This window comes from Spirosoma sp. 48-14, assembly GCF_001898575.1.
GTDB lineage: Bacteria > Bacteroidota > Bacteroidia > Cytophagales > Spirosomataceae > Spirosoma.
In genome coordinates this window covers 154,814-177,619 of record NZ_MKUD01000041.1, presented here as the reverse complement: position 1 = coordinate 177,619, position 22,806 = coordinate 154,814, and the positions used below count along the sequence as shown (strand labels likewise).

The 22,806-nt window shown below is 48.5% G+C and carries 17 protein-coding genes; 14 read left to right on the top strand and 3 right to left on the bottom strand.

Annotated elements, in window-relative coordinates; all coding sequences use genetic code 11:
- Positions 1-3,894 (bottom strand): SdrD B-like domain-containing protein (locus BGO59_RS20960; protein WP_293686415.1); only part of this gene is annotated, 3,894 nt, incomplete at its 3' end.
- A 465-nt stretch (positions 3,895-4,359) separates the two neighbouring features.
- Positions 4,360-6,279 (bottom strand): M14 family metallopeptidase, encoded by a 1,920-nt coding sequence (locus BGO59_RS20955; protein WP_293686413.1) that lies wholly within the window; start codon positions 6,277-6,279, stop codon positions 4,360-4,362.
- A 248-nt stretch (positions 6,280-6,527) separates the two neighbouring features.
- Here BGO59_RS20955 and BGO59_RS20950 point away from each other — a divergent pair, with 248 nt between their 5' ends.
- The 13 genes from BGO59_RS20950 to BGO59_RS20890 all read left to right on the top strand — a co-directional run bounded on the left by BGO59_RS20950 (position 6,528) and on the right by BGO59_RS20890 (position 21,193).
- Positions 6,528-7,445, top strand: a complete 918-nt coding sequence (locus BGO59_RS20950; protein ID WP_293686411.1) for a hypothetical protein — start codon at positions 6,528-6,530, stop codon at positions 7,443-7,445.
- 106 nt (positions 7,446-7,551) lie between these two features.
- Positions 7,552-8,763: a parallel beta-helix domain-containing protein gene (locus tag BGO59_RS20945; protein WP_293686409.1), complete on the top strand. Its 1,212-nt coding sequence runs from the start codon at positions 7,552-7,554 to the stop codon at positions 8,761-8,763.
- 3 nt (positions 8,764-8,766) lie between these two features.
- Positions 8,767-9,804, top strand: coding sequence for an SO2930 family diheme c-type cytochrome (locus tag BGO59_RS20940; protein ID WP_293686407.1), 1,038 nt, complete (start codon positions 8,767-8,769; stop codon positions 9,802-9,804).
- 137 nt (positions 9,805-9,941) lie between these two features.
- On the top strand, positions 9,942-10,166 hold the full coding sequence (locus tag BGO59_RS20935) for a hypothetical protein (protein ID WP_293686405.1): 225 nt from the start codon (positions 9,942-9,944) through the stop codon (positions 10,164-10,166).
- Entirely contained in the window at positions 10,148-10,534 is a 387-nt protein-coding gene (locus tag BGO59_RS20930; protein WP_293686403.1) for a type II toxin-antitoxin system VapC family toxin, read from the top strand. Before BGO59_RS20935 ends, BGO59_RS20930 begins: the two co-directional genes overlap by 19 nt.
- Positions 10,524-12,359, top strand: a complete 1,836-nt coding sequence (locus tag BGO59_RS20925; RefSeq protein ID WP_293686401.1) for an alpha-amylase family glycosyl hydrolase — start codon at positions 10,524-10,526, stop codon at positions 12,357-12,359. The genes BGO59_RS20930 and BGO59_RS20925 overlap by 11 nt, the downstream gene beginning before the upstream one ends.
- A 150-nt stretch (positions 12,360-12,509) precedes the next feature.
- Complete coding sequence (locus BGO59_RS20920) at positions 12,510-14,063, top strand: serine hydrolase (protein WP_293686399.1); 1,554 nt, start codon at positions 12,510-12,512, stop codon at positions 14,061-14,063.
- A gap of 91 nt (positions 14,064-14,154) precedes the next feature.
- Positions 14,155-14,667, top strand: a complete 513-nt coding sequence (locus BGO59_RS20915; protein WP_293686397.1) for a GNAT family N-acetyltransferase — start codon at positions 14,155-14,157, stop codon at positions 14,665-14,667.
- A gap of 215 nt (positions 14,668-14,882) precedes the next feature.
- Entirely contained in the window at positions 14,883-15,263 is a 381-nt protein-coding gene (locus tag BGO59_RS20910; protein WP_020599715.1) for a response regulator, read from the top strand.
- A 90-nt stretch (positions 15,264-15,353) separates the two neighbouring features.
- Positions 15,354-16,115 carry an MBL fold metallo-hydrolase gene (locus tag BGO59_RS20905; protein WP_293686395.1) on the top strand — a complete coding sequence of 254 codons (762 nt, stop codon included), beginning with the start codon at positions 15,354-15,356 and terminating at the stop codon, positions 16,113-16,115.
- Between the two features lie 45 nt (positions 16,116-16,160).
- Positions 16,161-17,204, top strand: a complete 1,044-nt coding sequence (locus BGO59_RS20900) for an oxygenase MpaB family protein (RefSeq protein WP_293686393.1) — start codon at positions 16,161-16,163, stop codon at positions 17,202-17,204.
- 70 nt (positions 17,205-17,274) lie between these two features.
- Complete coding sequence (mnmE, locus tag BGO59_RS20895; protein ID WP_293686391.1) at positions 17,275-18,657, top strand: tRNA uridine-5-carboxymethylaminomethyl(34) synthesis GTPase MnmE; 1,383 nt, start codon at positions 17,275-17,277, stop codon at positions 18,655-18,657.
- Between the two features lie 1,999 nt (positions 18,658-20,656).
- Positions 20,657-21,193, top strand: coding sequence for a pyridoxamine 5'-phosphate oxidase family protein (locus BGO59_RS20890; protein ID WP_293686389.1), 537 nt, complete (start codon positions 20,657-20,659; stop codon positions 21,191-21,193).
- Positions 21,194-21,307: 114 nt separating this feature from the next.
- On the opposite strand, the gene BGO59_RS20885 is transcribed toward BGO59_RS20890, so the two are convergent.
- Complete coding sequence (locus tag BGO59_RS20885; RefSeq protein ID WP_293686387.1) at positions 21,308-21,454, bottom strand: hypothetical protein; 147 nt, start codon at positions 21,452-21,454, stop codon at positions 21,308-21,310.
- 473 nt (positions 21,455-21,927) lie between these two features.
- Here BGO59_RS20885 and BGO59_RS20880 point away from each other — a divergent pair, with 473 nt between their 5' ends.
- Positions 21,928-22,803 carry an AraC family transcriptional regulator gene (locus BGO59_RS20880; RefSeq protein ID WP_293686385.1) on the top strand — a complete coding sequence of 292 codons (876 nt, stop codon included), beginning with the start codon at positions 21,928-21,930 and terminating at the stop codon, positions 22,801-22,803.
- Positions 22,804-22,806 lie beyond the last annotated feature (3 nt).

Here is a 22,806-nt window from a genome sequence, read left to right as displayed (position 1 = left end):
TACGCACAGACTCAAATTCAATGGCGGCAGGATGGGTGCTTCTACCCCTGTCACGCTGATGGGTGTGGTGGAGGTACAACCCAGCGGAGTGGTGGACGTCAGGTTGAACAGGTTCACCCCAGCACTGATGCTCACCGGAGAAGTCAGGATCTGACCTGTTACCAGACTACCCAGTCGGAATACATTGGTCAATCCACTTAAGGCTGACAACGCGCCCGTCGGACTTACCAGACTACCCAGATCCAGGTTCGTACCTACGCACAGACTCAAATTCAAAGGCGGTAAGATCGGCGCTTCGACACCTGTCACGCTGATGGGTGTGGTGGAGGTACAACCCAGCGGGGTAGTGGACGTCAGGTTGAACAGGTTCACCCCCGCACTGATGCTCACCGGCGAAGTCAGGATCTGACCCGTCACCAGGCTACCTAGTCGGAATACATTGGTCAATCCACTTAAGGCGGACAACGCGCCCGTTGGACTTACCAGACTACCCAAATCCAGATTCGTACCCACACACAAGCTCAAATTCAAAGGCGGAAGGAGCGGTGCCTGTACACCCGTGATAGCAATCGGAGCGGTTGAGGTACAACCTAATGGGTTCGTCGATGTAACATTGAACAGGTTAACCCCTGCCGATACAGAAACAGGTGTACTCAGTATGGAACCCGACCCAAGTATATTACCCAGGCGTAACACGTTCGTCAATCCAGAAAGAGCCGTCAAGTTACCACCAAGGCCACTCAGATTGGCAGGATCGATCGTTGTACCCACGCACAAACTCAGACTCAAGGCTGGTAATATGGGCCCATTTATCCCCGTCACGGTTACTGGCGTCGTTGCTGTACAGCCCAATGGAGTGGTCGATGTAACGTTGAACAGGTTTACACCAGCACTGACACTGATTGGAGCGCTAAGGATTGAACCCGAACCAAGAATATTCCCCAGACGCAATATATTTGTTAGACCCGATAGAGCGGTTAAGCTTCCTCCTAATCCACTCAGGTTGGTTGGGTCAATGGTTGTACCAACACATAAGCTTAGGCTGAGTGGAGGCAGGGTCAACGCAGGGTTGACCGTTATTGTAACAGGGCAGCTACCCAGAACAGAACCGACAATGGGTACTACTACTGTAGCCAGATAGGTAGTGGTAACGGTCGGCGAAACAACGTTCGACGTAAATGTATTGATCACATTCCCAAGCGGCCCTAATTCGCTGAAACTTAATAGACCGCCCAACGGTATCCCTGCAACATCCAGTTCAACGGATTGTCCAGCACAGATCGTGGACGCCGACGGAGTTAGATTAATGAGTGGAGTTGTACTGACCGTTACCGATGCAGTAGATGTTACCAAACAAACAGGGCTGCTATAAACCGTAACGGTAAAGTTATTTACCCCCGTGGGCAGATTTGTAGCAATCGCCGTAGCCGTATTGGCCCCCGTCAACGAAACCCCTACGGGTCCACTAACTACGTATGTATAATTATTCGCTGGACTAACGGTTGTAAGTAAGGCAACTGTTTGCCCCTGACAGATGGCATTGGGAATAGCGGTTAGGGTGAGTGATGGGGGCGTACAGGGCGCGTAACCCGCATCGAACGAGAAATCGTTCACGCCAGCCTGCCCTAGTGTGAATGTAACGAGGCCTGACGCATTCGGATCTGTATCGATATTATCCGTATTCGTTCCCGTTGCCGAATTTGGTTTGGTACTCAGGCTGGCGGTACTGACGCTGGTCGGAAACGTAAGTGTATAGGAACTCCCGCTCGTAAGACCAGTCAAACTATAAGCAGATCCCAGAACGTTCGTGCCGCTCGCATTGGAGAAATAATATTCGCCAGATGCGTTGGTTGTTACACTGACCGGCGAAGCCAGACCAGGCCCACTTAACGTTACTCTGACGCCAGACAAGGGGGTTTCGCCTGGATCCTGTATACCGTTGTTATTTGAATCCAGCCAAACCCGGTTACCTATCTGAGTTGGTGCAAGATTACATAACACAGCCAGGCCTCCCAGCCCGTTGGCTTTACCGTAGCCAAGCGCATCGGACGTGTACAATTCTGCACCAGCAGCTACGTTCGTTGTGTTACTTATATAAGTAGCATTGCCATCTTTAGCTCCTGTAGCGTTGATCAGCCGCTTTATCCCGCCTGTATTAAATATGTCCAAAGGATCAACAGCCGTCATCGCTACTTTGGCGCTGCCGGGCAACTGAGCAATACCACCTTGAGAACTTAAGCCGTGGTTAGCGGCATTCTGCACCTCGTCTCCCCAATAGTATTTACCATCACCAGGACCTGCCGTAGATGACTGCGCTAACGAAGTAGTGCTTCCACACAGCGACCCTCCGCTTTCTATAGACCATTGTACATCCGTCACATTACACTTTCGAGCCCGCAATATCTCGCCTGGCGTAATTGCGCTATATAAAGTTGTCGACGTAGTAAAAGGCAGGTAATTCTGGTAACCCATCTGGTCGCCATATCGGTCCCGTATGCCTAAGATCATATCGCCGGTCGCGGGCTCAAATTCAATATCCGTTAGCCACGCTTGCGGGTACGATAAAACGCCATCATTTCGATCTGTTTGAAATACGGAAGTCCAGGGCCGCCAGTATTCGGCGCGAGACTGGCCAGTCTTATCGGCGTTCGTTGGAGCCTTCTGATAGGTTAACGGGAAAGACAGAACCGTTGTGAATGACGACAATGCCGTTGGGTCAATCGCATAAACAGTAGCACTCAGACCAGCCGTTGACCCATAAGTAACGGTTGTCGAACCCAAATCTTCACGCGTACAAACTACACCAACGTATACTTTATCCCGATAATATTTAACCGCAAACGGCCGATAGCTCCCATTGACTGCGGTCCCGGTGGTCGGGCACCCTGGGTTGGGAATGGCAATACTCGTGTACGATTTATCGGCAGTGCTGATCCTATATAAATTACGATTCTTAAGATTGACAACAAAAAGAGATTTGTTATCATCCGACAGGTCCATCCCTCCCAGGCTGGTTTTACCTACGGCATCAAAGGCCGCATTATCGTGGCTCGCCAAACTGGTCGAGGTAGGCAGATCGGTTCCATGGGCTTCTGTAGTGGATGTAACCGCCGAGCTGCCTACCGTCGTAAAATTGAAGAATTCAGTAGTATTACCACTAGTAGCCGAGGTAACGTTTGTGACATAAATCGCATTAGGCCCACCCGTTGCAAATCCCACATGGCGTTTTGTAAAGGACGCCGAAAACAGTCTATTACTGGCTGGAGTATTATCGTACGCAATTCCCCAAACGGCCCCTACTTCACCAACCGTGGCATAGTCGGTCACTACCTTACTGGTTTCTACGACTGTATACGAAACGCTCACCGTTGCTGGTCGTGCCTTAACAGAGGCAATCGCGTTGGCTGCATCTGTAGCTACAAAGCAACTGGTGATCAACTGTGGCGAGGTCGATTGGCAGTAATCGGCGGGATAGTTCAGTCCAAAATTGACATTCGTAGCTCCACCATTGACAAATTGGATCGATGTGGCGTTACCAGAACCATGAAAGCCCTCATAATCAGGCCCAACAAATCCTGTAAACTCTACCCGATAGGCATTTGTATTCGCTACGTTTAAGGTATAGCTGCCTAGGGAAGCCGTTAATGTGCTGCTCGTTGTAGAGGCCGTTACAACACCACTGGCATTATAGGCTTTAATAGTTACTCCTCCTACGCCCGGTTCACCATACGCGTAAGTTCCTGAGAGGGGCGTACTGGTATAGGCCCCATCACTATTAAAATCACGAAACACCGTCCCTGTGATAGTTTGGCCCAAACCGGGCAGCGATGACGCTAAACAGACTGCCAGGAAAAGAAATAGCCGACTTAAGGCTTTAGTAGTAGAAATAGGCATATTTTCTTGTGTTACAAGTAAATATTTATGACACACAAGTCTTAGTTTCAAAAAATATGCCGCAAAGAGTCTTATATGATTTTATATTAAATTATAATCACCTAATCGTATAATCAGCAAAAATTCAATAATCTTATATTACAATAGTTTAATAAAAATGGACCTTATCAAAATTTATGCCGATTATAAGTTACCTTAAAAACCAATAATTAAATTTATAAACTCACCAAACACAAATAATTAAAAATAAATATACATTTCGTGCAACAAAACAACTAAACCCACTAAATTCCATACCACACTCGAAAAACCGACCTTACTTATAGACATCCAGATGCATCAATCGTCCCCCTATTGCCAACAGATCGCGAACTTTATCGAGTAAGGGTATGCGGCAATAGAAATGCTCCGGCATTCAGTGGTAACATTCTGAAAACCGGAGCACCGTATCGCTAACAAGATCATCTATTGACCAATTGTAATCTCCTTCTCCTTATAGCCACCCCGTGTAGAAAGCAACTTGACTTTGGCCTTGACTGGTCCTGGCTGGCTCAGTTTGACCCGGAAGGTAGCCTCTTTCTTCTCGCCGGGCTTTGTATAACCAGCATAAACAGTTTTATCGAATAAAGCTGGCTGAGTGATGATGACTTTAGCCTCTTTGAACCCTTTCAGCAATGCTTTATCGAAGTCGAGCGTAACCCGGTCCTCCTGCACCATCTTTACTCGCTTAGCCTGTTCAAGGGCCACGGGTAATTTACCGGAGTTCGTCCAGGTGGCTTTCACTTCATATTCGTTATCAGCCAACGGTTTTACGGTTACGCCGGTCAAGTCAACTTGTGGAAGTTCTTTGGCCATTGCCAGGTTAAAGAGTGATTCTCGCGAAATCCAGTTTTCCAGTTGCCAGGCCGGGCCATTCTGCGCGAAAAATTTTGGATGGAATCCACCGATTTCAACGGCTCCCAACTGCGGGTGGGTAAACTTGGTCCAAAGCTTGAAACCTTGTTTTTTATTCGCTTCATCGTCCCACATCAACCCATCGTATTCATCGTAATCGCCGTCGCCATCGTAATCTTTCATGGCTCCCCCATTCCAGAGTTCATCACCATACCACACCGCCCCGTACTGAAAATAGCCAAAGTCAGGGCCGTGTCCAAAAAGAGGCTCCGGCTTGGATGGATCACCCGTCAGGCGGTTCACTTTGTTGCGGGTATTATACACATCATACACATCACCCGCCCAGGGATAGTGGGTAAACGATAAACCCAGGCTATCCATATGCTTGTAAATCGCCAGATCGGGAGGAAACATACTTTCGGCACTAGCCGAGGTGGAGGGTGGACGCAGATGCATCGGTACGCGGGTATCCATCGAGTTGACGACCGTAATATTCGGATGCCCCATCAGCCACACATAGGTAGCCCGTGTTTCGGGTTCACTGAGCGGGAATTCACTGGCGCCACCCTGTGTGTAGCCTCGCCCGGTGAAATCGCCCCCCTGATCGGGTCGCCAGTTTTCAGGATAGTTGCGGTGATTATCCAATCCGCCGATACCATCTTCATTGTATTTGCCATCGCCGTCGTTATCAATGCCCTCGGTATAGACCAGATAATCGCCCTGACCAGCCTGCACCCGCTTCATCAGCCGCCCCGCTTTATCTTTCGGATCGATGACATAATCGGCTTTTTCCAGTTCTTCTTTCGTTACGGCTTTTTTCCGAATCTGATAAATGATGCCGTCGCCATCCAGATCATCTTCCGAATCTTCGTCCAGCAGGCCATCCCGGTCGTCGTCGCGCGGGCGCATGGAACTACGGTTGCGTTGTGCCGTATAGAGGTACATGGTAGCCCCGTCGGGGTTGTTTTCCGGACGCAGGTAGATCGATTTGGTATCCAGCAATTTGGTGATAGCGGGGTCTTTACCGTAATTGTCGAGCAGGTGTTTAGTCAGCCAGAGTACCGCTTCACTACTGGTTACTTCACCACTGTGTCGCCCGCCTTCAAAGTAGGCAGCAGGCTTGTCGGTATGCTTTCCCGTCTTCTTGTTGGTCAGCGTCATCTGCAAAATCGGCCGACCTTCGTAGCTTCTGGCCACTTCGTACAGATCGACCAGATTGGGGTATTGTTCGGCCCATTTCCGGCACCAGCTATACATCACATCGGGCGTGTGATAGATATCGAAGGTAAGCGTTGAACCAGGCTCGTACTGAACTTCTTTGAACCGATGTTTTTTGAAATAGCTAATTCCGTGTCGTTCTCCTTTTACGGTATACACTTTACGGGCTGTATCCTGTTCAGGCCATTTTTCTTCGATGCCATAATAGGATTTCTGGGCGTAGGCGGCTCCGCAAATAACTAGAGAGAGTAGTAAGGTACTAATTTGTTTCATGGAAGAGAGGTTGTGATGAAGCAATATATTGATGATTTTGCGAAAGGCGAAAACGAACGAATAATCCGTATCCAAATCCCACGTCTTACCAACTAATCCAACAGCAAAGGCCTATTTTTTACCTATTTCATCCTATACGCCTTTCCAAATGAACCCGTTAACCGTTCACGAAACAGGGTAGTTACCGGTTTCGGTTTTGTGTCTGAAATCACGTATTTGCCTGTCAATACGTTCACGTCCTAACTCCTATGAAACACTGGCTACTTATTACCTTTCTTGTCTCTTCCTTCGTAAGCTGCTCAGATACATCCAACAAAAGCGATTCGACTAATCCAGCCGACTCGGCCCGAGCCACAGGGGGCCCATCTACCTATGAAGACACAGAAACCTCATCGTTTCAACTGCTGAAAAAAGACAGTACACAAGGCTGGCAATATCGAACCGACGAGACTACCTATAAAGTTGTGTATATAGCATTGGCAGGAAAAGACACTCAGCACTACATAGCCAGATACCGAACCATAACCAATGGTGCGACTGGCTTGGAGGGGCAGACCCGTAGTATTCAGGTCTCGCTGAGTTCACTGGAAAACCCAGCCAAAACACGACTGAAAGCCAAACACGACTGCGACGAACTTACCCTGAATGCCCGGAATTTTCAAACGGTAAAACATGGCTGCTGTGGTAGCCTCGATCAGGTAAAGCTGTACGACTATCAGAATCGGCTGATCATTGAGGGCGACAGTAAAATCATTCCGGCCGAAGTACCCAACCAGTTTACATTTTACCTGTCTTTTCAGGCGGGTGGATCAGATAAGACTACCATCGGTACGGTACATCTGAGTTACGGCAGCAACGAAGCCTACCATATTCAAATCAAATCCCCTAAACCTGCATCCGAAAACTGTGGCCCGGTTGTTCCGGCTTTAACACTCCGGTCAGCCAGCAAAAAGGATTCGTACAATGAAGGATTGAATCAGTATGACCTCTGGTCGCTGGAGCACAGCACATCGCCCAGCCAACTTAATAACCTGACCATCCGGGCCAATTTCGACTGCGACCCATCGCTCGGCCTCATCGATATCCCCATCATCAAGGGTCGCCCATTCGGGAAAGCTGAAACCAATCAGGTATACTGGATACAGGGAAAAAGTATAAATAAATAGAACCATATCGACGGACCGTCAGATTTTTATGATCTTTATACGTCCTTATAATCTGTGTAAATCATAACGATCATAACGATCCGTGTTCTATTTTACCCTAGACCCTATGAAACTTTACCTCCTATCCCTCCTAGCCTGTTTATGTACACAGCTAGCCTGGGCACAGCCCGCCGTACAGAAACGTTACCAGACCCAGTTGATCATGGCCGACAATGGCAGCACCATCGACCTCGATGCGGGCACCTTTACCTTCACGGGTAGCCTGTCGTTGCAGGACAAAAAACGGATTGTGATCCGGGGAAAAGGCATCGACAAAACCATCCTGAGCTTTAAAGGCCAAACCGACGGAGCAGAAGGTCTGCGGGTATCCAATGCCGAAGATATTGTAATCGAAAACCTGACCGTGCAGGACTCCAAAGGCGACGGCATCAAAACCATGAACGTGAAAGGCATTACGTTCCGAAACGTGAAGGTCGAGTGGACGGGCGCCCCCAAAGCCGAAAACGGTGGCTACGGCCTATATCCGGTTCAGTGCGACAATGTCGTGATTGATGGCTGTACGGCTATTGGAGCTTCCGACGCCGGTATTTATGTCGGCCAATCGCGCGGTATTGTGGTCAAGAACAGCAAAGCGTATCATAACGTAGCTGGTATCGAGATCGAGAACTCCCGTAATGCCGATGTATTCGACAACGAAACCTACGAAAACACAGGCGGCATTCTGGTGTTCGACTTACCCGATCTGGTCCAGAAACAGGGGGGCAATGTGCGGGTATTCAACAACTACGTCCACGACAACAATTTCCCCAATTTTGCCCCAGCCGGGAATATTGTAGCCAGCGTGTCGGACGGAACAGGTCTAATGATTCTGGCCGCGAATAACGTAGAAGTCTTCAATAACCGATTTATCCGTAACCAGACACTGGGCACAGGTATCATCAGCTACCTGCTCACCGAGCGGCCCATTACCGACAAAGCTTACTACCCTTTCGCCACGGGCATATCGATTCATGACAATGTCTACGAACGGAATGCAGGGCCCGTCAGCCAGCGCGGTCGGTACAATAAACTATTCAGCCAGGTCTTGAAGCCGGGGCAGGATGTCCCACACATTATTTACGACGGCATAGCTGATCCCAATACGCTGGATAAAGACGGAAAACTACAGGCCGACAAGCGCATCTGCATCCGAAACAACAAGAATCAAAGCTTCGTCAATCTGGATGCTGGGCGTGGTTTTCAGAATGTTTCGTTCAATACAACCCTATTCGATTGTCAGTTGGAACCAATCAAGACGTCGGTAAGCAACAACCGTTAAACCATGCGAACCTGTCTAGTCTGGGGTGTGCTGCTGAGCATTGGCTGGCTGATGCTAGGTAGCTGGCAAACCGTACCCATTCCCGAAAAACTGTCAGATTACGGCTTTTTTAAGGGTAATCTAGCTAATCAGCAGCCTGCCGATGGGGTTGTCCAGTATGCGCTCAATACCCCCTTGTTCTCGGATTATGCCGAAAAACTCCGGTTTGTCAAGCTGCCTGCTGGTCAGTCAGTGGCCTATAACGACACGGCTGTACTGGACTTCCCGGTAGGCACTACGCTGATCAAAACGTTTTACTATCCGAACGATTTTCGGAACCCCGCCAAAGGGCGTCGCCTGATCGAAACGCGGTTGCTGATTCATCAGTCTGAAGGCTGGAAAGCGCTCGATTATGTCTGGAACGACGACCAGACGGATGCACTCCTCGAAGTGGCGGGCGATACCAAAACGGTTAGCTACATCGATGCCAATGGGCAGTCTCAGCAACACCCGTTCGTCATTCCGAACCTGAACCAGTGCAAAGGGTGCCACAACCGGGCCGAAGTGATGACGCCCATTGGCCCATCGGTCCGGCAGTTGAACGGCGATCTGGCTTATGGAGCTACCCGACCTGAAAATCAGCTACGCCACTGGCAACGAGCGGGTATGTTGACTGGGTTACCAGCTCTGGAAAAATGTCCGAAAGCTCCCGTCTGGAACAAGCCCGAAACGGGGTCTCTCAACGACCGGGCACGCGCCTGGCTCGACATCAACTGCGCCCATTGTCACAACCCCAAAGGGCCAGCCATGACATCCGGTCTCAACCTGAATTATTCCGAAAAAGACCCTACGGCACTCGGCATTCAGAAAACACCCGTTGCGGCAGGACGCGGTTCAGGCGGACGCACTTACGACATCGTACCCGGAAAACCCGACGAATCGATCCTGATTTATCGCCTGGAATCGACCGATCCCGGTGAAATGATGCCCGAACTCGGCCGCAAAACCGTCCATCGCGAAAGTCTGGTGTTGTTAAGAGAGTGGATCAAAGCAATGAAGTAACTAGTTAGCCCATCAGTATTTTTCTTCAGCGGGGTTCACCTGATCCGACTTGTGCTGATGCGTTCAGTTAGTTTTACACGAGCTGATTGTCTATCTTTACTTAGGTTTCATCCAGTACTATTATCGTTTTTTTATCTATGGACGTGCAATATCTTTCTGATGCCCAGGGCCGACATACGGCTATTGTGATTCCGATTGAGGAATGGAATACCATCACGGCGAAACACGAAGAGTTGAAAATGATAGGAGCGCCGAAGCAGAAACTATCCGAAAAATATGCCGGTAAGCTACCTTCTACGCTTGCCGACGAACTTCAACACTATGTAACTCAAACCCGTACTGAGTGGAACAGCAGTATTTGATTGATACGAACGTCGTTATAGACTATCTCGGCCAAAAACTCCCAGCTTCTGGTATGGCTTTTATGAACAATGTTATCGATGCTGTGCCGAATCTATCAGTGGTTACAAAAATTGAAGTACTTGGCTTTAATGCTCCCGATGAGCATTATCAATTGCTTATCGGTTTTATGGAGGATGCATCCATCCTAGACTTGACTAGTCCGGTTGTCGATCAGTGCATTGACCTGCGTAAAAACTATAAAGTCAAACTACCTGATGCCATTATTGCTGCAACTGCTCTTGTTCATGGACTAGCCCTGTTGACGCGAAACACCAAAGATTTTCAGACTATTTCGGGCCTGGTTAGTATAAATCCACATGAGTTATAGTTGCCTCTCTACGTCGTCCCCTACCCTTTCCCGGCGGGATTTTGCCGCAGGTCTACTTGCTGCCGGTATTCTGAGTCACCCAGCCGTTGAAGCGGCCGACGCGCTACTCAACCCAACAGCCAAACCTTCCGACAAACTGGTTATCTACCAGATTTTTACCCGGCTGTTTGGCAATCAGAAAACGGCCAACAAACCCTGGGGTAGCCGCGATGAAAACGGCGTCGGAAAATTCAACGACATTACAGCCAAAGCGCTACAGGAGCTAAAAAATTTCGGTATATCACATGTGTGGTATACAGGTGTCATTGAACATGCGGTCATGACTGATTACTCGGCCAATGGCATTCAGCGCGATAATCCACTCGTGGTAAAAGGCAGAGCTGGGTCACCGTATGCCATCAAAGATTATTATGATGTTAATCCCGATCTGGCGGTCGATGTCAATAACCGGATGGCGGAGTTCGAAGCGCTGCTCAAACGCTCGCATGCCGCTGGCCTGAAGGTGATTATCGATTTCGTACCGAACCATGTAGCTCGCCAGTACCATTCGGATGCTAAACCGGCTGGGGTTCAGGATTTAGGCCAGGGCGATGATACTGCAAAAGCCTTTTCGCCCAACAACAATTTTTACTACCTGCCTGGTGAATCGTTTCAGGTTCCAGATGGTGTTTCCATTCCCGATGGCCTGTCGATTGGCCCTTATGTCGAAAATCCAGCCAAAGCGACGGGCAACGATGCCTTCAAGGCTAAACCGGGAATTGACGACTGGTACGAAACCGTGAAGCTCAACTATGGCGTCGATTATGCCAATAACCGCCAGACCCACTTCGACCCTGTTCCGTCAACCTGGGTCAAAATGCGCGACATTCTGCTATTCTGGGCTAAGAAAGGCGTCGATGGGTTTCGGTGCGATATGGCCGAGATGGTTCCGGTTGAGTTCTGGGGCTGGGCCATTCCACAAGTAAAAGCCACTCGCCCCGGCCTGATCTTCATTGCTGAAATCTATAACCCCCAACAGTACAAAGCCTATATTCAGCAGGGCAAATTCGATTACCTCTACGACAAGGTCGGCCTGTACGACGCCCTACGCCGTTTGATGGAAGGTAAAGGCACCGCAGAAGACATTACGAAGGTCTGGCAGAACGAGTCGGGAGATATTTCGGAACACATGATGCGTTTTCTGGAAAATCATGACGAACAACGTATTGCCTCCCGATTCTTCGCGGGCGATCCCTGGGTTGCCCTACCTGCCATGACCCTCTCCGCTACCCTGCACACCGGCCCCACTATGCTCTATTTTGGACAGGAGTTGGGAGTAAATCCAACTAAAGCCGAAGGGTTTCAGGGTGACGATGGACGAACTACGATTTTTGATTACTGGGGCATACCAGAATACCAGGCCTGGGTCAACAAAGGAGCCTTCGATGGTGGGCAATTAACGCCCAACCAACGGAAACTCCGTCAATTCTACCAGCAACTGATCCAGCTTGTCAACACCAGCGATGCTATCCGAACGGGCAGTTTTTACGACCTACAGGCCAGCAACAAAAATGGCCAATCTTCGGGTTATGATGGCAATCGACTCTACAGCTATCTTCGCTATTCAGGGAGGCAGAAGCTGCTGATTATCTGCAATTTCGACAAACAGGAACCCGTCAACACAACCGTACAGATTCCTACCGAAGCCTGGAAAGCTATGAACCTGTCGGGCTCGCAAACGCATGTATTCCAGGATATTTTCCGGACAAAAACCCGGATTGCCGCCCGCAATAGCGTTCCTGTTACATTACCCCCGCTAGGCGTATTGGTATTGGAAATTAAGTAGTGTTCTGAATGAACGGCAATGGCGCTAAAGTGCTAATCAGTACGACCTCGATGGGGTCGTACTTTGTTTTGTTAAAGCACTTTCAGGCGATTGCGCGCTTTGCGACAAACTTTGCGTTCTTTGCGTTTAAACGATTTCCAGCAAACTGAAATGAAAAAACTACTACTCTGCCTACTTGCCACGACATCTGCCTTTGCGCAACCAGGAACCAATCGTTCCGTAGCGCATGTGACTACCTATCAGCCCCCCACCTTCACCGATGGTGATCGGCTAAAAAAACTGGAAGCCGCCTTTCCCATTGTTGAAAAGCTATTCAAAGACGCGGTCGAAAAGCGGCACTTTCCAGGATTGGCCTTTGGCATTGTGCTGGACGGTAAGCTGGTGTATTCCGGTGGATTGGGCTATACCGATGTAGCGAAGAAAACGCCCGCTACGCCTAAATCCTTGTTCCGCATTGCTTCGATGACTAAAAGCCTGACGGGCATGGCCATTCTGAAACTACGCGACGAAGGCAAACTCCGGCTAGACGATCCAGCCGAACTCTACATTCCCGAACTGAAGTCGCATAAGTACCTCACAGCCGATGCCCCAAAGATTACCATTCGTAACTTACTGACCCACTCGGCTGGTTTTCCCGAAGATAACCCCTGGGGCGACCGCCAACTGGCCGATTCGGATGCCGATTTGCTCAAACTCATCAAAGACGGTATTTCCAATGCCAACGTTCCGAGTTTTGCCTATGAATATAGCAACCTGGGTTTTGCCATGCTGGGCCATATTATCACGGTCGTTTCGGGTAAACCTTATCAGCAATACATTACCGATACCATTCTGAAGCCATTGGGTATGAACGACACTCAATGGGAGTACACTCGCGTGCCAACTGACAAACTCGCGTTAGGCTATCGCTGGCAGGACGATAAGTGGCTGGAAGAGGCTCTCCTTCACGATGGTTCCTACGGGGCAATGGGCGGCCTGATTACTTCCATCGACGATTTCAGCAAATACGTAGCCTTGCATGAATCGGCCTGGCCACCCAAAAATGATGCCGATACGGGACCGATTAAACGAAGTTCGATCCGCGAAATGCAACAGCCCTGGACGTTTTCGGGCTTATTTACGCAGGCTCGAAATGCAGCCGGTCAGGTATGCCCCACCGCCAGTGGCTATGGCTACGGTCTGGGCTGGAGCAAGAACTGCACAGGTCAGGTCGGTGTAGGGCATAGCGGTGGATTGCCCGGTTTTGGCAGTCAGTGGCGCATCCTGCCCGATTATGGAATCGGGGTCATTTCCTACGCCAATCTGACCTACGCTGGTATGGGTTCCGTCAACACCGCCGTGCTCGATACGCTGGTAGCCATTGGTAAGCTACAACCTCGTCAACTTCCGGTTTCACCCATTCTGGCACAACGCAAAGCCGAACTCATCAAGCTATTACCTGACTGGACCGGAGCCGAACAAAGTGGTATTTTTGCCGAAAACTTCTTCCCCGATAAGTCGGTCGCCATTCGGCGGAAAGTAGTGCAGGACTTGTATGCAAAAGCCGGAAAAATTCAGCGCGTAGGCGAGTTAATTCCCGAAAACCAGCTACGTGGCCATTTCCTGCTCGAGGGCGAAAAAGCCAATATCGACGTATTTTTCACACTGACACCCGAGAATCCAGCCCTTATTCAGCAGCTCGATTTCCGGGAAGTCCCTAAATAAAGCCATTCATTTTTATGAGCAATGCGTCATTGTCCGGTAATAGTCAAAACAGGAAAATGACGCATTGCCAATGACTACAAATGACAACCAAATGACGTCAATAACACCTGCCACCGAACAGGACATCCCATCTTTAAACCTACTCGTAAACAGTGCTTATCGGGGCGAAAGCTCGAAAAAAGGCTGGACGACTGAAGCTGATTTACTGAGTGGCATTCGCACGGATGAGGAGGGCTTAAAAACCATGCTCCAGAACCCGAATGCCACCATTTTAACGTATCGAGAAGATGATCAATTACTGGGCTGCGTTTACTTGGAAACGAAAGGCGATGCCCTTTACCTTGGGATGCTGACAGTTTCGCCCGAAGCACAGACCAATGGCATCGGAAAAAAATTACTGGCCGCTGCTGAGCAAACAGCCCGTGAACGACAGTGCCAGGCTATTACGATGACCGTCATTACCGTTCGACATGAATTAATAGCCTGGTACGAACGACGCGGCTACCAGTCAACCGGCGAAACCAAACCCTTCCCGAATGACCCAAGCTTCGGTTTGCCTAAACACCCGTTAGAATTTATAGTTATGAAAAAAGAGATCCTTTAAAAAGGATTTTTACCGAGCACTCGATCATTGCCCGATTAACCGTCTTACCGTATGAAAACCAAATCGTTTTTATGGTTTCATCAAAGTGGGCGTTTGCAGAACCGGTAGGTAAAAAGCAATTATGGATGCATTTTGACCAAAATACCGTTTTGCGTTTGCCGATTTAACTCCATAATTTCACCACGTTAATTAGAAACCACGATCTCATATAGCTTATGTCAGCTTCCAAACGCGTCCTGATTGCCGAAGATAGCTCCGTTATCCAGAATCTGGCCCGCAAAATTCTTGAGTTCCAGAACTACGACATTACTGCCGTTAAAAACGGGGAACAGGTATTGCAAATTCTGGAAAAAGAAGATTTTAGCATCCTGCTGCTCGACATCAACATGCCGCTGATGGATGGAATGGAGTGTGTTCGGCGCGTTCGGGCTTTATCCGATCAGACCAAAGCCAATGTGCCTATCGTGGCCATCACCGGCAACGCCAAAAATTATACAGAAGAAGAATTTAAAACAGCCGGTTTCAACGACGTACTCGTAAAACCTCTCAACTTCGATCGCCTGGTTGAAGTTGTCAATCAACTGACGGATAAATAAAGTATGTAGTAGTGAGTAGCGAGGAGTGAGAAGGCTGACGCTAATGTTGCGCCAGCACTCCTCGCTACTCACTACTCGTTCCTCACTACTATGGTTATTACCCTGCTGGGTACCGGAACCTCATCGGGGGTGCCGCTTATTGGCTGCCAGTGCGATGTGTGCCGTTCTGTCGATTTTCGGGATAAACGACTCCGTACGTCCGTGCATATTGCGGTGAACGGGCGTAGCTTCGTTATCGATACCGGCCCCGACTTCCGCCAGCAGGTATTGCGGCTCAATCTTCAGCAGCTTGATGCGGTCCTGTTCACCCATGAGCACAAAGACCATACGGCCGGACTCGATGAAATTCGCGCCTATAATTTCCGGTCGGGACAAGATATACCCGTCTATGGCCGACCAACCGTTCTGGCGCAATTGCAACGGGAGTTCGCCTACATTTTTGCCGAACATAAATATCCCGGAACGCCCCACGTTCGACTGCATGAAATCCATAATGAGCCGTTCGACCTCTTCGATGTTCGGGTCACACCGATCGAAGTGATGCACCATAAACTACCCGTTTATGGCTTCCGAATTGGCGATTTTACGTACCTGACTGACCTGAACTACATTTCCGACGACGAATTGGAAAAGGTATACGGAACCCGTATCCTGGTCGTCGATGCGCTTCAGCGGCAGGCCCATATCTCTCATTTTACCCTCGATCAGGCCATAGCCCTTGCCCAGCGTGTCAATGCCGACCGAACGTATTTTGTGCACATCAGCCACAAACTCGGCATGCACAGCGAAGTCGAAAAAGAGCTACCGGCCAATATCCGGTTGGGCTACGACGGCTTACAGATCAAACTGTAAACTGAAAGCCCGAAAAAGATGTTGGTTCTGAAAGCCTGTTTTCCGATGCCAACGCTCGTCAAGCCTACCCGTGTCTTTCCTGATGCCTTACTGGATCAATACCGCCAGCAGGGCGATCTCCCAGCCGATGCCGTGATTACTGCTGTGATCGAAACCGACGGCCCGGCAGGTTTACGGTCGCTGATGGGCTGGCTGGCCGATACAACCGACTTTTCAACGACCAACCAACACCAGACGGTACAGGATTTTTTCGCTTCGCAAACCCGTTTACCCGATTGGGCCGACTCGGCAAAAATGAATCGGGGCATGCGTTTTTTCCAGAAACACGCCCAACAGATCGGCTTTACGCTTGGCTTTTTTTCATTGCCTTACTCTTATCTTGGTGCTAAAGGGGCCCAGGTGCTCTGGCTCACCGAGCGCATCAAGAATGACACCGTTCGGCGGTTACGGGAAACCGGAGAGTGGGTATTTGCAGTCAATAATGAGAAAGAATGGTCTACTGGAAAAGCGATTGCCCGAACCGTTAAAGTTCGGCTGATTCATGCGGGAGCACGGTGGTTTTCGTTGCACTCCGGCCGATGGAATACAGACTGGGGCCACCCAGTTAATCAGGAAGATATGGCTGGAACCAATCTCACTTTTTCGTACATTGTTTTACTCGGCTTACGAAAGCTCGGCATTTCGGCCAGCGAGCAGGAAGAGGAAGACTACCTGTATCACATTAATGTGGTCAGTTATCTGAACGGCGTAACTGAAGCACTTCTGCCCAAAAACTTACGGGAAGCGTTTACACTGCATCAGGCTATCCTCCGCCGACAATTTGCCCCGTCCGAAGCAGGCAAAGGCCTGACCAGCGCCTTATTAAATGCTATGGCCGAAGTGCTCCCCGCTCAGGCAAATACACCAGGTGGTGTCAATCGGTTCGTTCCATACAAACAAGCCAGTACCGAAACCATGCGGAACCTCGCAGCTGGTGAAATGCGTTTCTTCCTGGGCGACAAATACGCCAACTGGCTTGGTGTTCCACAGGTACCCATTGAAAAACGCATGGTTGACCTGCTAAACCGCTTTTCTATTTTCCCTCTGTGAATCTCTGTTTGTCTCGGCGTAATACCTGTTTCTCCGAGACTTACGAAGGCAAACAGAGACTCCCAGAGTTATGTCTATTTTCCAATTAGAACCCATTGCGGCCTTAGCCACTGCCCCCGGAATCGGAGCCATTGCGGTGATTCGGGTATCGGGCGAAGGAGCCATTGCTGTTACCAATCGTATTTTTCGGGGAAAAGATCTTACCCAGCAGGCGAGTCATACCGCCCATTTCGGAACGCTACGAAACCCCGATGGGAGTATTATTGATGAAGTGTTGGTGACGATTTTTCGAACCCCTACTTCCTTCACCAAAGAAGATGTCATCGAGATTTCGTGCCACGGCTCCGAATTTATTATTCAGCAAATTCTGCGTCGGCTCACGCAGGAGGGTATTCGGCTGGCGCGTCCGGGCGAGTTTACACAACGAGCTTTTCTGAATGGTCAGTTCGATTTGGTCCAGGCCGAGGCCGTTGCCGATTTGATAGCCTCCGATTCTGACGCCAGTCATCGGGCCGCCTTAACGCAGTTACGCGGTGGGTTTTCGAAGCAGTTGAAAGAACTACGTCAGCAATTGATCGACTTTGTGGCTTTGGTTGAACTGGAGCTTGATTTCGGCGAGGAAGACGTCGAGTTTGCTCACCGGGATCGGCTTCGTCAGTTGATGGTCGATATTCGACGGGTTCTTCATCCACTGATTGACTCGTTCTCGACAGGAAACGCCATCAAAAACGGTGTCCCGACGGTGATTGTCGGTAAACCTAACGCGGGTAAATCAACCCTCCTGAATGCGTTGCTGAATGAAGAGAAAGCCATCGTTTCGGATATTCCCGGCACCACCCGCGATGTTATCGAAGACGAACTCTTCATTAACGGCATTCGATTCCGACTGATCGACACCGCTGGACTACGGCAGGCCACCGATCAAATCGAAGCCATTGGCATTGAGCGTACCCAGCAAAAAATGCGCGATGCTGCTTTAGTGCTTTACCTGTTCGACGGAAGCCGTACAACCACCGACGAGTTAATCCAGACCCGAACAGAGCTACAAGCGGCCGAAAAGCCCTATTTGCTGGTTGGCAACAAAGCTGACTTATTAACCGACGCACAACGGGCCGCTATCAACCACAGCCTTGATGGTGAGCCTATCGTCTGGATTTCGGCCAAAGACCATCGGATCGATGAATTGAAAGCATCGCTTTCGACCCGCGCCCGCACCGATGCCGCTATGCAAACCGGTAGTGCTGTGGTAACCAACGCCCGTCATTACGAACACCTGACTGCCACCGACGATGCACTTGCGCGTGCCATCACGGGCCTTGATAACCAGGTCACCCCCGACTGGCTCGCCATGGACCTGCGAGTCGCTCTACAACACCTCGGACAATTAACCGGAGAGATCACTACCGATGATTTATTAGATTCTATTTTCAGTAAGTTCTGTATCGGAAAGTAACTGTCCTTAACACTCAATTGCATCCTGCTATCATATCGCACTAAAACCCTTAAAATGAGAGTTTTATTCTCTGCATCATCTGTTTGTTGAGTGATTATTTGATCCTTTATTGTATCTGGTGACCGGGCTTTTTCTATAAGATAGTTCTGTTTTGCTGAGTTATCCCGAAAAGCGTCTTCCAACGCTTACCCGGTAATTTCCCCACGACTGCTCCCCCACATTATTGGTATTTCACATCCAGACTGCATAACTCGCGTCTAGGCGTTTATCTGAGCCAAATCGCAACATAGGGCCTAAACTGTTTGCATAACGCAACAGGTTCGTGCCCTTCAATCCTTGATTCATAGAGTCTTAGTAGATCTTGAATATACTTAGATAAGACCCCAAATTGTTCGGTATTAACCCTCCTGCTGCTGAGTAATTATGGGCGATTTTTATCTGAATAACATCGCCTGCTTTAAAGAGTAGCATATCCGTTAACTGCGCTGTTGCGTTCGATGTCGAAACAAGGTTATTCTGGACGTGCATCCTAACCACCTCGCCATTTTTAACTAAGTAAATAGTCATAAAAAAGGTACTGCCTGGGGTAGAGGCAGACGAAGATGAGGTGAAAGACGCCGAAACAGAATATAGACCAGTAACTGGAACTGTGTAGGAATCATAGACCGACGAAAACCCTCCTGACCCAAACGAAACTTCGGCTTCTTTAAAGTCTACAACTGAGGGGAAATTTGGATAGGGTTGGCAACAGTAAGCTTGGGCAGTAAACCCTTCCTGCTGGACTACCTGTAAAGGTCTCCAGGTTGAACCATCACATGTGTAGAGTTTATTCTCCGGGATTTTAAAGACGGTTCGCCCAGCAATGCAATCCGGTAGCGTAGAAACCGAGGGGATTTTAATATAGTCTGGTGTAAGCTCCCATGTCTGTGAAAATCCGGTAAAACTTAGTAGCCATAAAAGGATGGTAAAAAATAGCCTCATTTTGTGTGTATTCTATCGGGGAAATATTTCCAGCAAAATGCAAAATTATCAGGAGTATCTAGAGGCTACATATGGAGACGAGCCCATTTAAAAATGTGAAATTGGTAGGTAAAGGCTAAAAATACTTTAGTAACTATTTGAATTTCAGATACATGAATTCATATTTGATAATTCCCGGTTTGGCAATGGCTATTTATAGCGTTTTACTAACTGTTTCAATTTGTCAAGCTATGCCCTTAATTCTTGAATAGACTTCTGCTGATCTTGATTGTTCTGAATCCATTTTTGAACCTGCTTATCCTGCTGGACACTATATAACGTCAGCTCCTTAAAGTCCGTAAAAGTAGGAACAGAAGGCTACCTACATTGGTCGAGAGACAGAAGTAGCATCAGGCTGATCCTGTGACCGACGAAGAAAAAGCATTTCGTCGATCTTTCCTGGAAAGGCGGCTGGGGAAGGGTGTAGTCCCCACCCTGGTTCTTACACCAGTAGCGAACGGTTCAGCCCAGGCCAAACTTCTTAATGATCTGGTCGGCTAATTGGTCAGAATACTGCATACAACGTTGAATGGTATGAGTAGACAGTTGGTATTATCATTCGTTCACCACGCTCCACCCGTTCCTATTCACTGGAGTGTCCGTAGAAATACCGGTAGAATAGCTATCCAAGGTCATTTTGAAGAATTTTCCTCCTATTTATACCCCTAACACAATATTCAGCAATTAACTAATTGAATAATAAAGCATTATACACGTACATTACATTCTGTATCGGAAAGTAAGCGTGCTTAGAGCCCTGAAAATGGGCTTTTTGATGCTTGGTCCCTTCCTGAAAAGGTTGGTTCTGCTCAAGGCAACTCATGGATAAGAAAGTCGTTACGTCTACTCTCAAGACCCCTACTAAAAATGATAGTGTCGCCATTAAATAAAGAAAATTAGTAGTAAGGTTTTTTTCCAAAGACGGTTGGTTCAACAGATTGTTAGCCCTGGAAACAAGTCTACACGAATCAAAAACGTTATGGATAGCATTAATCAACAACAACCCGAAGCCAATCACCAGGATCTGACTGGGACCGAAGCCGGAAAGAAAATCAAGGAATTGGTAGACCAGAATAAGACCTGTTATTTCTGTACGAAAATCACCTCAGGCCAACCCTTGACAACTAGGCCAATGTCGGTGCAAAAGGTGGATGAAGCCGGTAATTTCTGGTTCCTGAGCGCCGACGATAGTCATAAAAATGCGGAGATACAGCTTGACCAGCGAGTTCACCTTTTATTTCAGGGCTCGGCCCATTCCGATTTTCTGAGTATATATGGTGAGGCCACTATATCGAAAGATAAAACCCTCATCAAAGAACTCTGGGAGCCGCTGTTAAAAACGTGGTTTACCGAAGGAGAGGACGATCCGCGTATTACGGTGATCAAAGTAGATACGCGTGAGGGCTATTATTGGGACAATAAACACGGGAATGCGATCGCCCTAGTCAAGATGGTTGCTGGTGCAATTATGGGGAAAACCTTAGATGACTCGATTGAGGGTACATTAACGGTATAAAAACTAGTCGCTCAATAGCCGTTCGTCAATTCGGGTAATACGGTAATAGTATTGCCCAAATTGACGAGCGGTAGTTGATGGAAAACTACCACGTAGCGCCTTTAGCTTACATAATTACCGGTTCGATACACCCCGTATCCGTTCAACATCCTTCTGATAGAGTCGGCCGATGGGTAGCTCCAGACCAGCGATTTCAACATAGTGGGGTGTATAACTAGTGATCGCCGAAACTGCCACGATAAATGATCGACGTATCCACACAAACTGGTTGGCAAGTAACTGGGCTTCCAGTGACCGATCGTCTGCTTAACGAGTAAGGGTTTGACCGTACGGGTTACAATACGGACATAATCTTTCAAGCTTTCAATGTATAAAATCTCGTCTGGCTGCACGTTGACCAGCTTTTGGTCGGCCCAAAAAAAACGAATCGGCACTGACCGGGCGAGTCATTTCATTGGCAGTTTTTTTCAAGGGATCGGTGCTCGGCCATTTCTTTTCGAACCGATCCACATACATCTCCTTTGCCTTTAATAATCGACAAGGCCTTATAAAAATGTCAATTTTGTGTTGGTAATTGTCAACATATGGCCCGTTGACAGCGAGTATCTAAGATAACTTTGTATAAAAACAATAATTAAGCGATTTACTAGGACTAACTTATCCATAGTGATCTGACTTTGCACCTGCTGGATAGGAACTTATCGAAGTGTGCGGTTTAGTGAGCAAACGATTCTATGAAACCCATTCAGGCTATTCTTGGCATAAGTACAGCGAATAAAGTATTCCTGACGAAAGAGATTGTACAACCCTATTATTCAACGCAATTTCATTTTCATCATGAATGCCAGCTGACGTATATCGTCGAAAGTTCAGGGCAGCGCATCATTGGCAATAACATTGAATATTTTGAACCCGGTGAGCTGGTTTTTCTGGGCTCAGGTGTTCCGCATGTCTGGTACAACGATAAAGAATACTTCCAGGGGAGTGAACATCTGCGGGCCCAGTCGCTGGCTATGTATATCAATCCTGATCAACTGGTTGAGTCCCTGGAGGGCTTCGGTTGTCGAAACGTACTGGACCATTGGCTGACGATCAGCCGCCGGGGCGTTATTTATACAGGAGCCAGCAAAACGGAGCTCATTGGCCTGTTTAAAGCGCTTTTTTACCAGGAAGGGATGGCTAAACTTATAACCTTTCTGCAGCTGATTGACCGATTGATGCACGCAACCGATTATCGGCTCTTATCAAGTCCTGATTATGTAAACAGTTATTCAGAGAATGATCAGCAGCGGATGGAACGGCTCTTTCAATTCATTTTTGCCAATTTCAGACGCGACATTTCGCTGGACGAGATTGCTTCGCTGGCCAACATGAATGAGTTCTCCTTCTGTCGCTATTTCAAAAGCCGAACGCAGAAATCGTTTACGCAGTTTGTGAACGATCTCCGAATCGGACATGCCTGCAAACTGATGCAGGAACGTTACAACCCGATTGAAACCGTAGCTTATGAAAGCGGCTTCAACAATATCACGCACTTCAATCGACAATTCAAACGCATCAAAGGGGTAACGCCCCGTGATTATCGAAAACAGCTTAGAACATTCTCCTAAAAA

What these genes read in the sequence shown, in the direction of transcription:
- BGO59_RS20945 (WP_293686409.1), top strand. Translation starts at nt 7,552, where the DNA reads ATGAAACTTTACCTCCTATCCCTCCTAGCCTGTTTATGTACACAGCTA.
- mnmE (WP_293686391.1), top strand. Translation starts at nt 17,275, where the DNA reads ATGTCTATTTTCCAATTAGAACCCATTGCGGCCTTAGCCACTGCCCCC.
- BGO59_RS20915 (WP_293686397.1), top strand. Translation starts at nt 14,155, where the DNA reads ATGACGTCAATAACACCTGCCACCGAACAGGACATCCCATCTTTAAAC.
- BGO59_RS20925 (WP_293686401.1), top strand. Translation starts at nt 10,524, where the DNA reads ATGAGTTATAGTTGCCTCTCTACGTCGTCCCCTACCCTTTCCCGGCGG.
- BGO59_RS20955 (WP_293686413.1), bottom strand. Translation starts at nt 6,279, where the DNA reads ATGAAACAAATTAGTACCTTACTACTCTCTCTAGTTATTTGCGGAGCC.
- BGO59_RS20900 (WP_293686393.1), top strand. Translation starts at nt 16,161, where the DNA reads ATGCCAACGCTCGTCAAGCCTACCCGTGTCTTTCCTGATGCCTTACTG.
- BGO59_RS20890 (WP_293686389.1), top strand. Translation starts at nt 20,657, where the DNA reads ATGGATAGCATTAATCAACAACAACCCGAAGCCAATCACCAGGATCTG.
- BGO59_RS20950 (WP_293686411.1), top strand. Translation starts at nt 6,528, where the DNA reads ATGAAACACTGGCTACTTATTACCTTTCTTGTCTCTTCCTTCGTAAGC.
- BGO59_RS20910 (WP_020599715.1), top strand. Translation starts at nt 14,883, where the DNA reads ATGTCAGCTTCCAAACGCGTCCTGATTGCCGAAGATAGCTCCGTTATC.
- BGO59_RS20880 (WP_293686385.1), top strand. Translation starts at nt 21,928, where the DNA reads ATGAAACCCATTCAGGCTATTCTTGGCATAAGTACAGCGAATAAAGTA.
- BGO59_RS20935 (WP_293686405.1), top strand. Translation starts at nt 9,942, where the DNA reads ATGGACGTGCAATATCTTTCTGATGCCCAGGGCCGACATACGGCTATT.
- BGO59_RS20920 (WP_293686399.1), top strand. Translation starts at nt 12,510, where the DNA reads ATGAAAAAACTACTACTCTGCCTACTTGCCACGACATCTGCCTTTGCG.
- BGO59_RS20940 (WP_293686407.1), top strand. Translation starts at nt 8,767, where the DNA reads ATGCGAACCTGTCTAGTCTGGGGTGTGCTGCTGAGCATTGGCTGGCTG.
- BGO59_RS20905 (WP_293686395.1), top strand. Translation starts at nt 15,354, where the DNA reads ATGGTTATTACCCTGCTGGGTACCGGAACCTCATCGGGGGTGCCGCTT.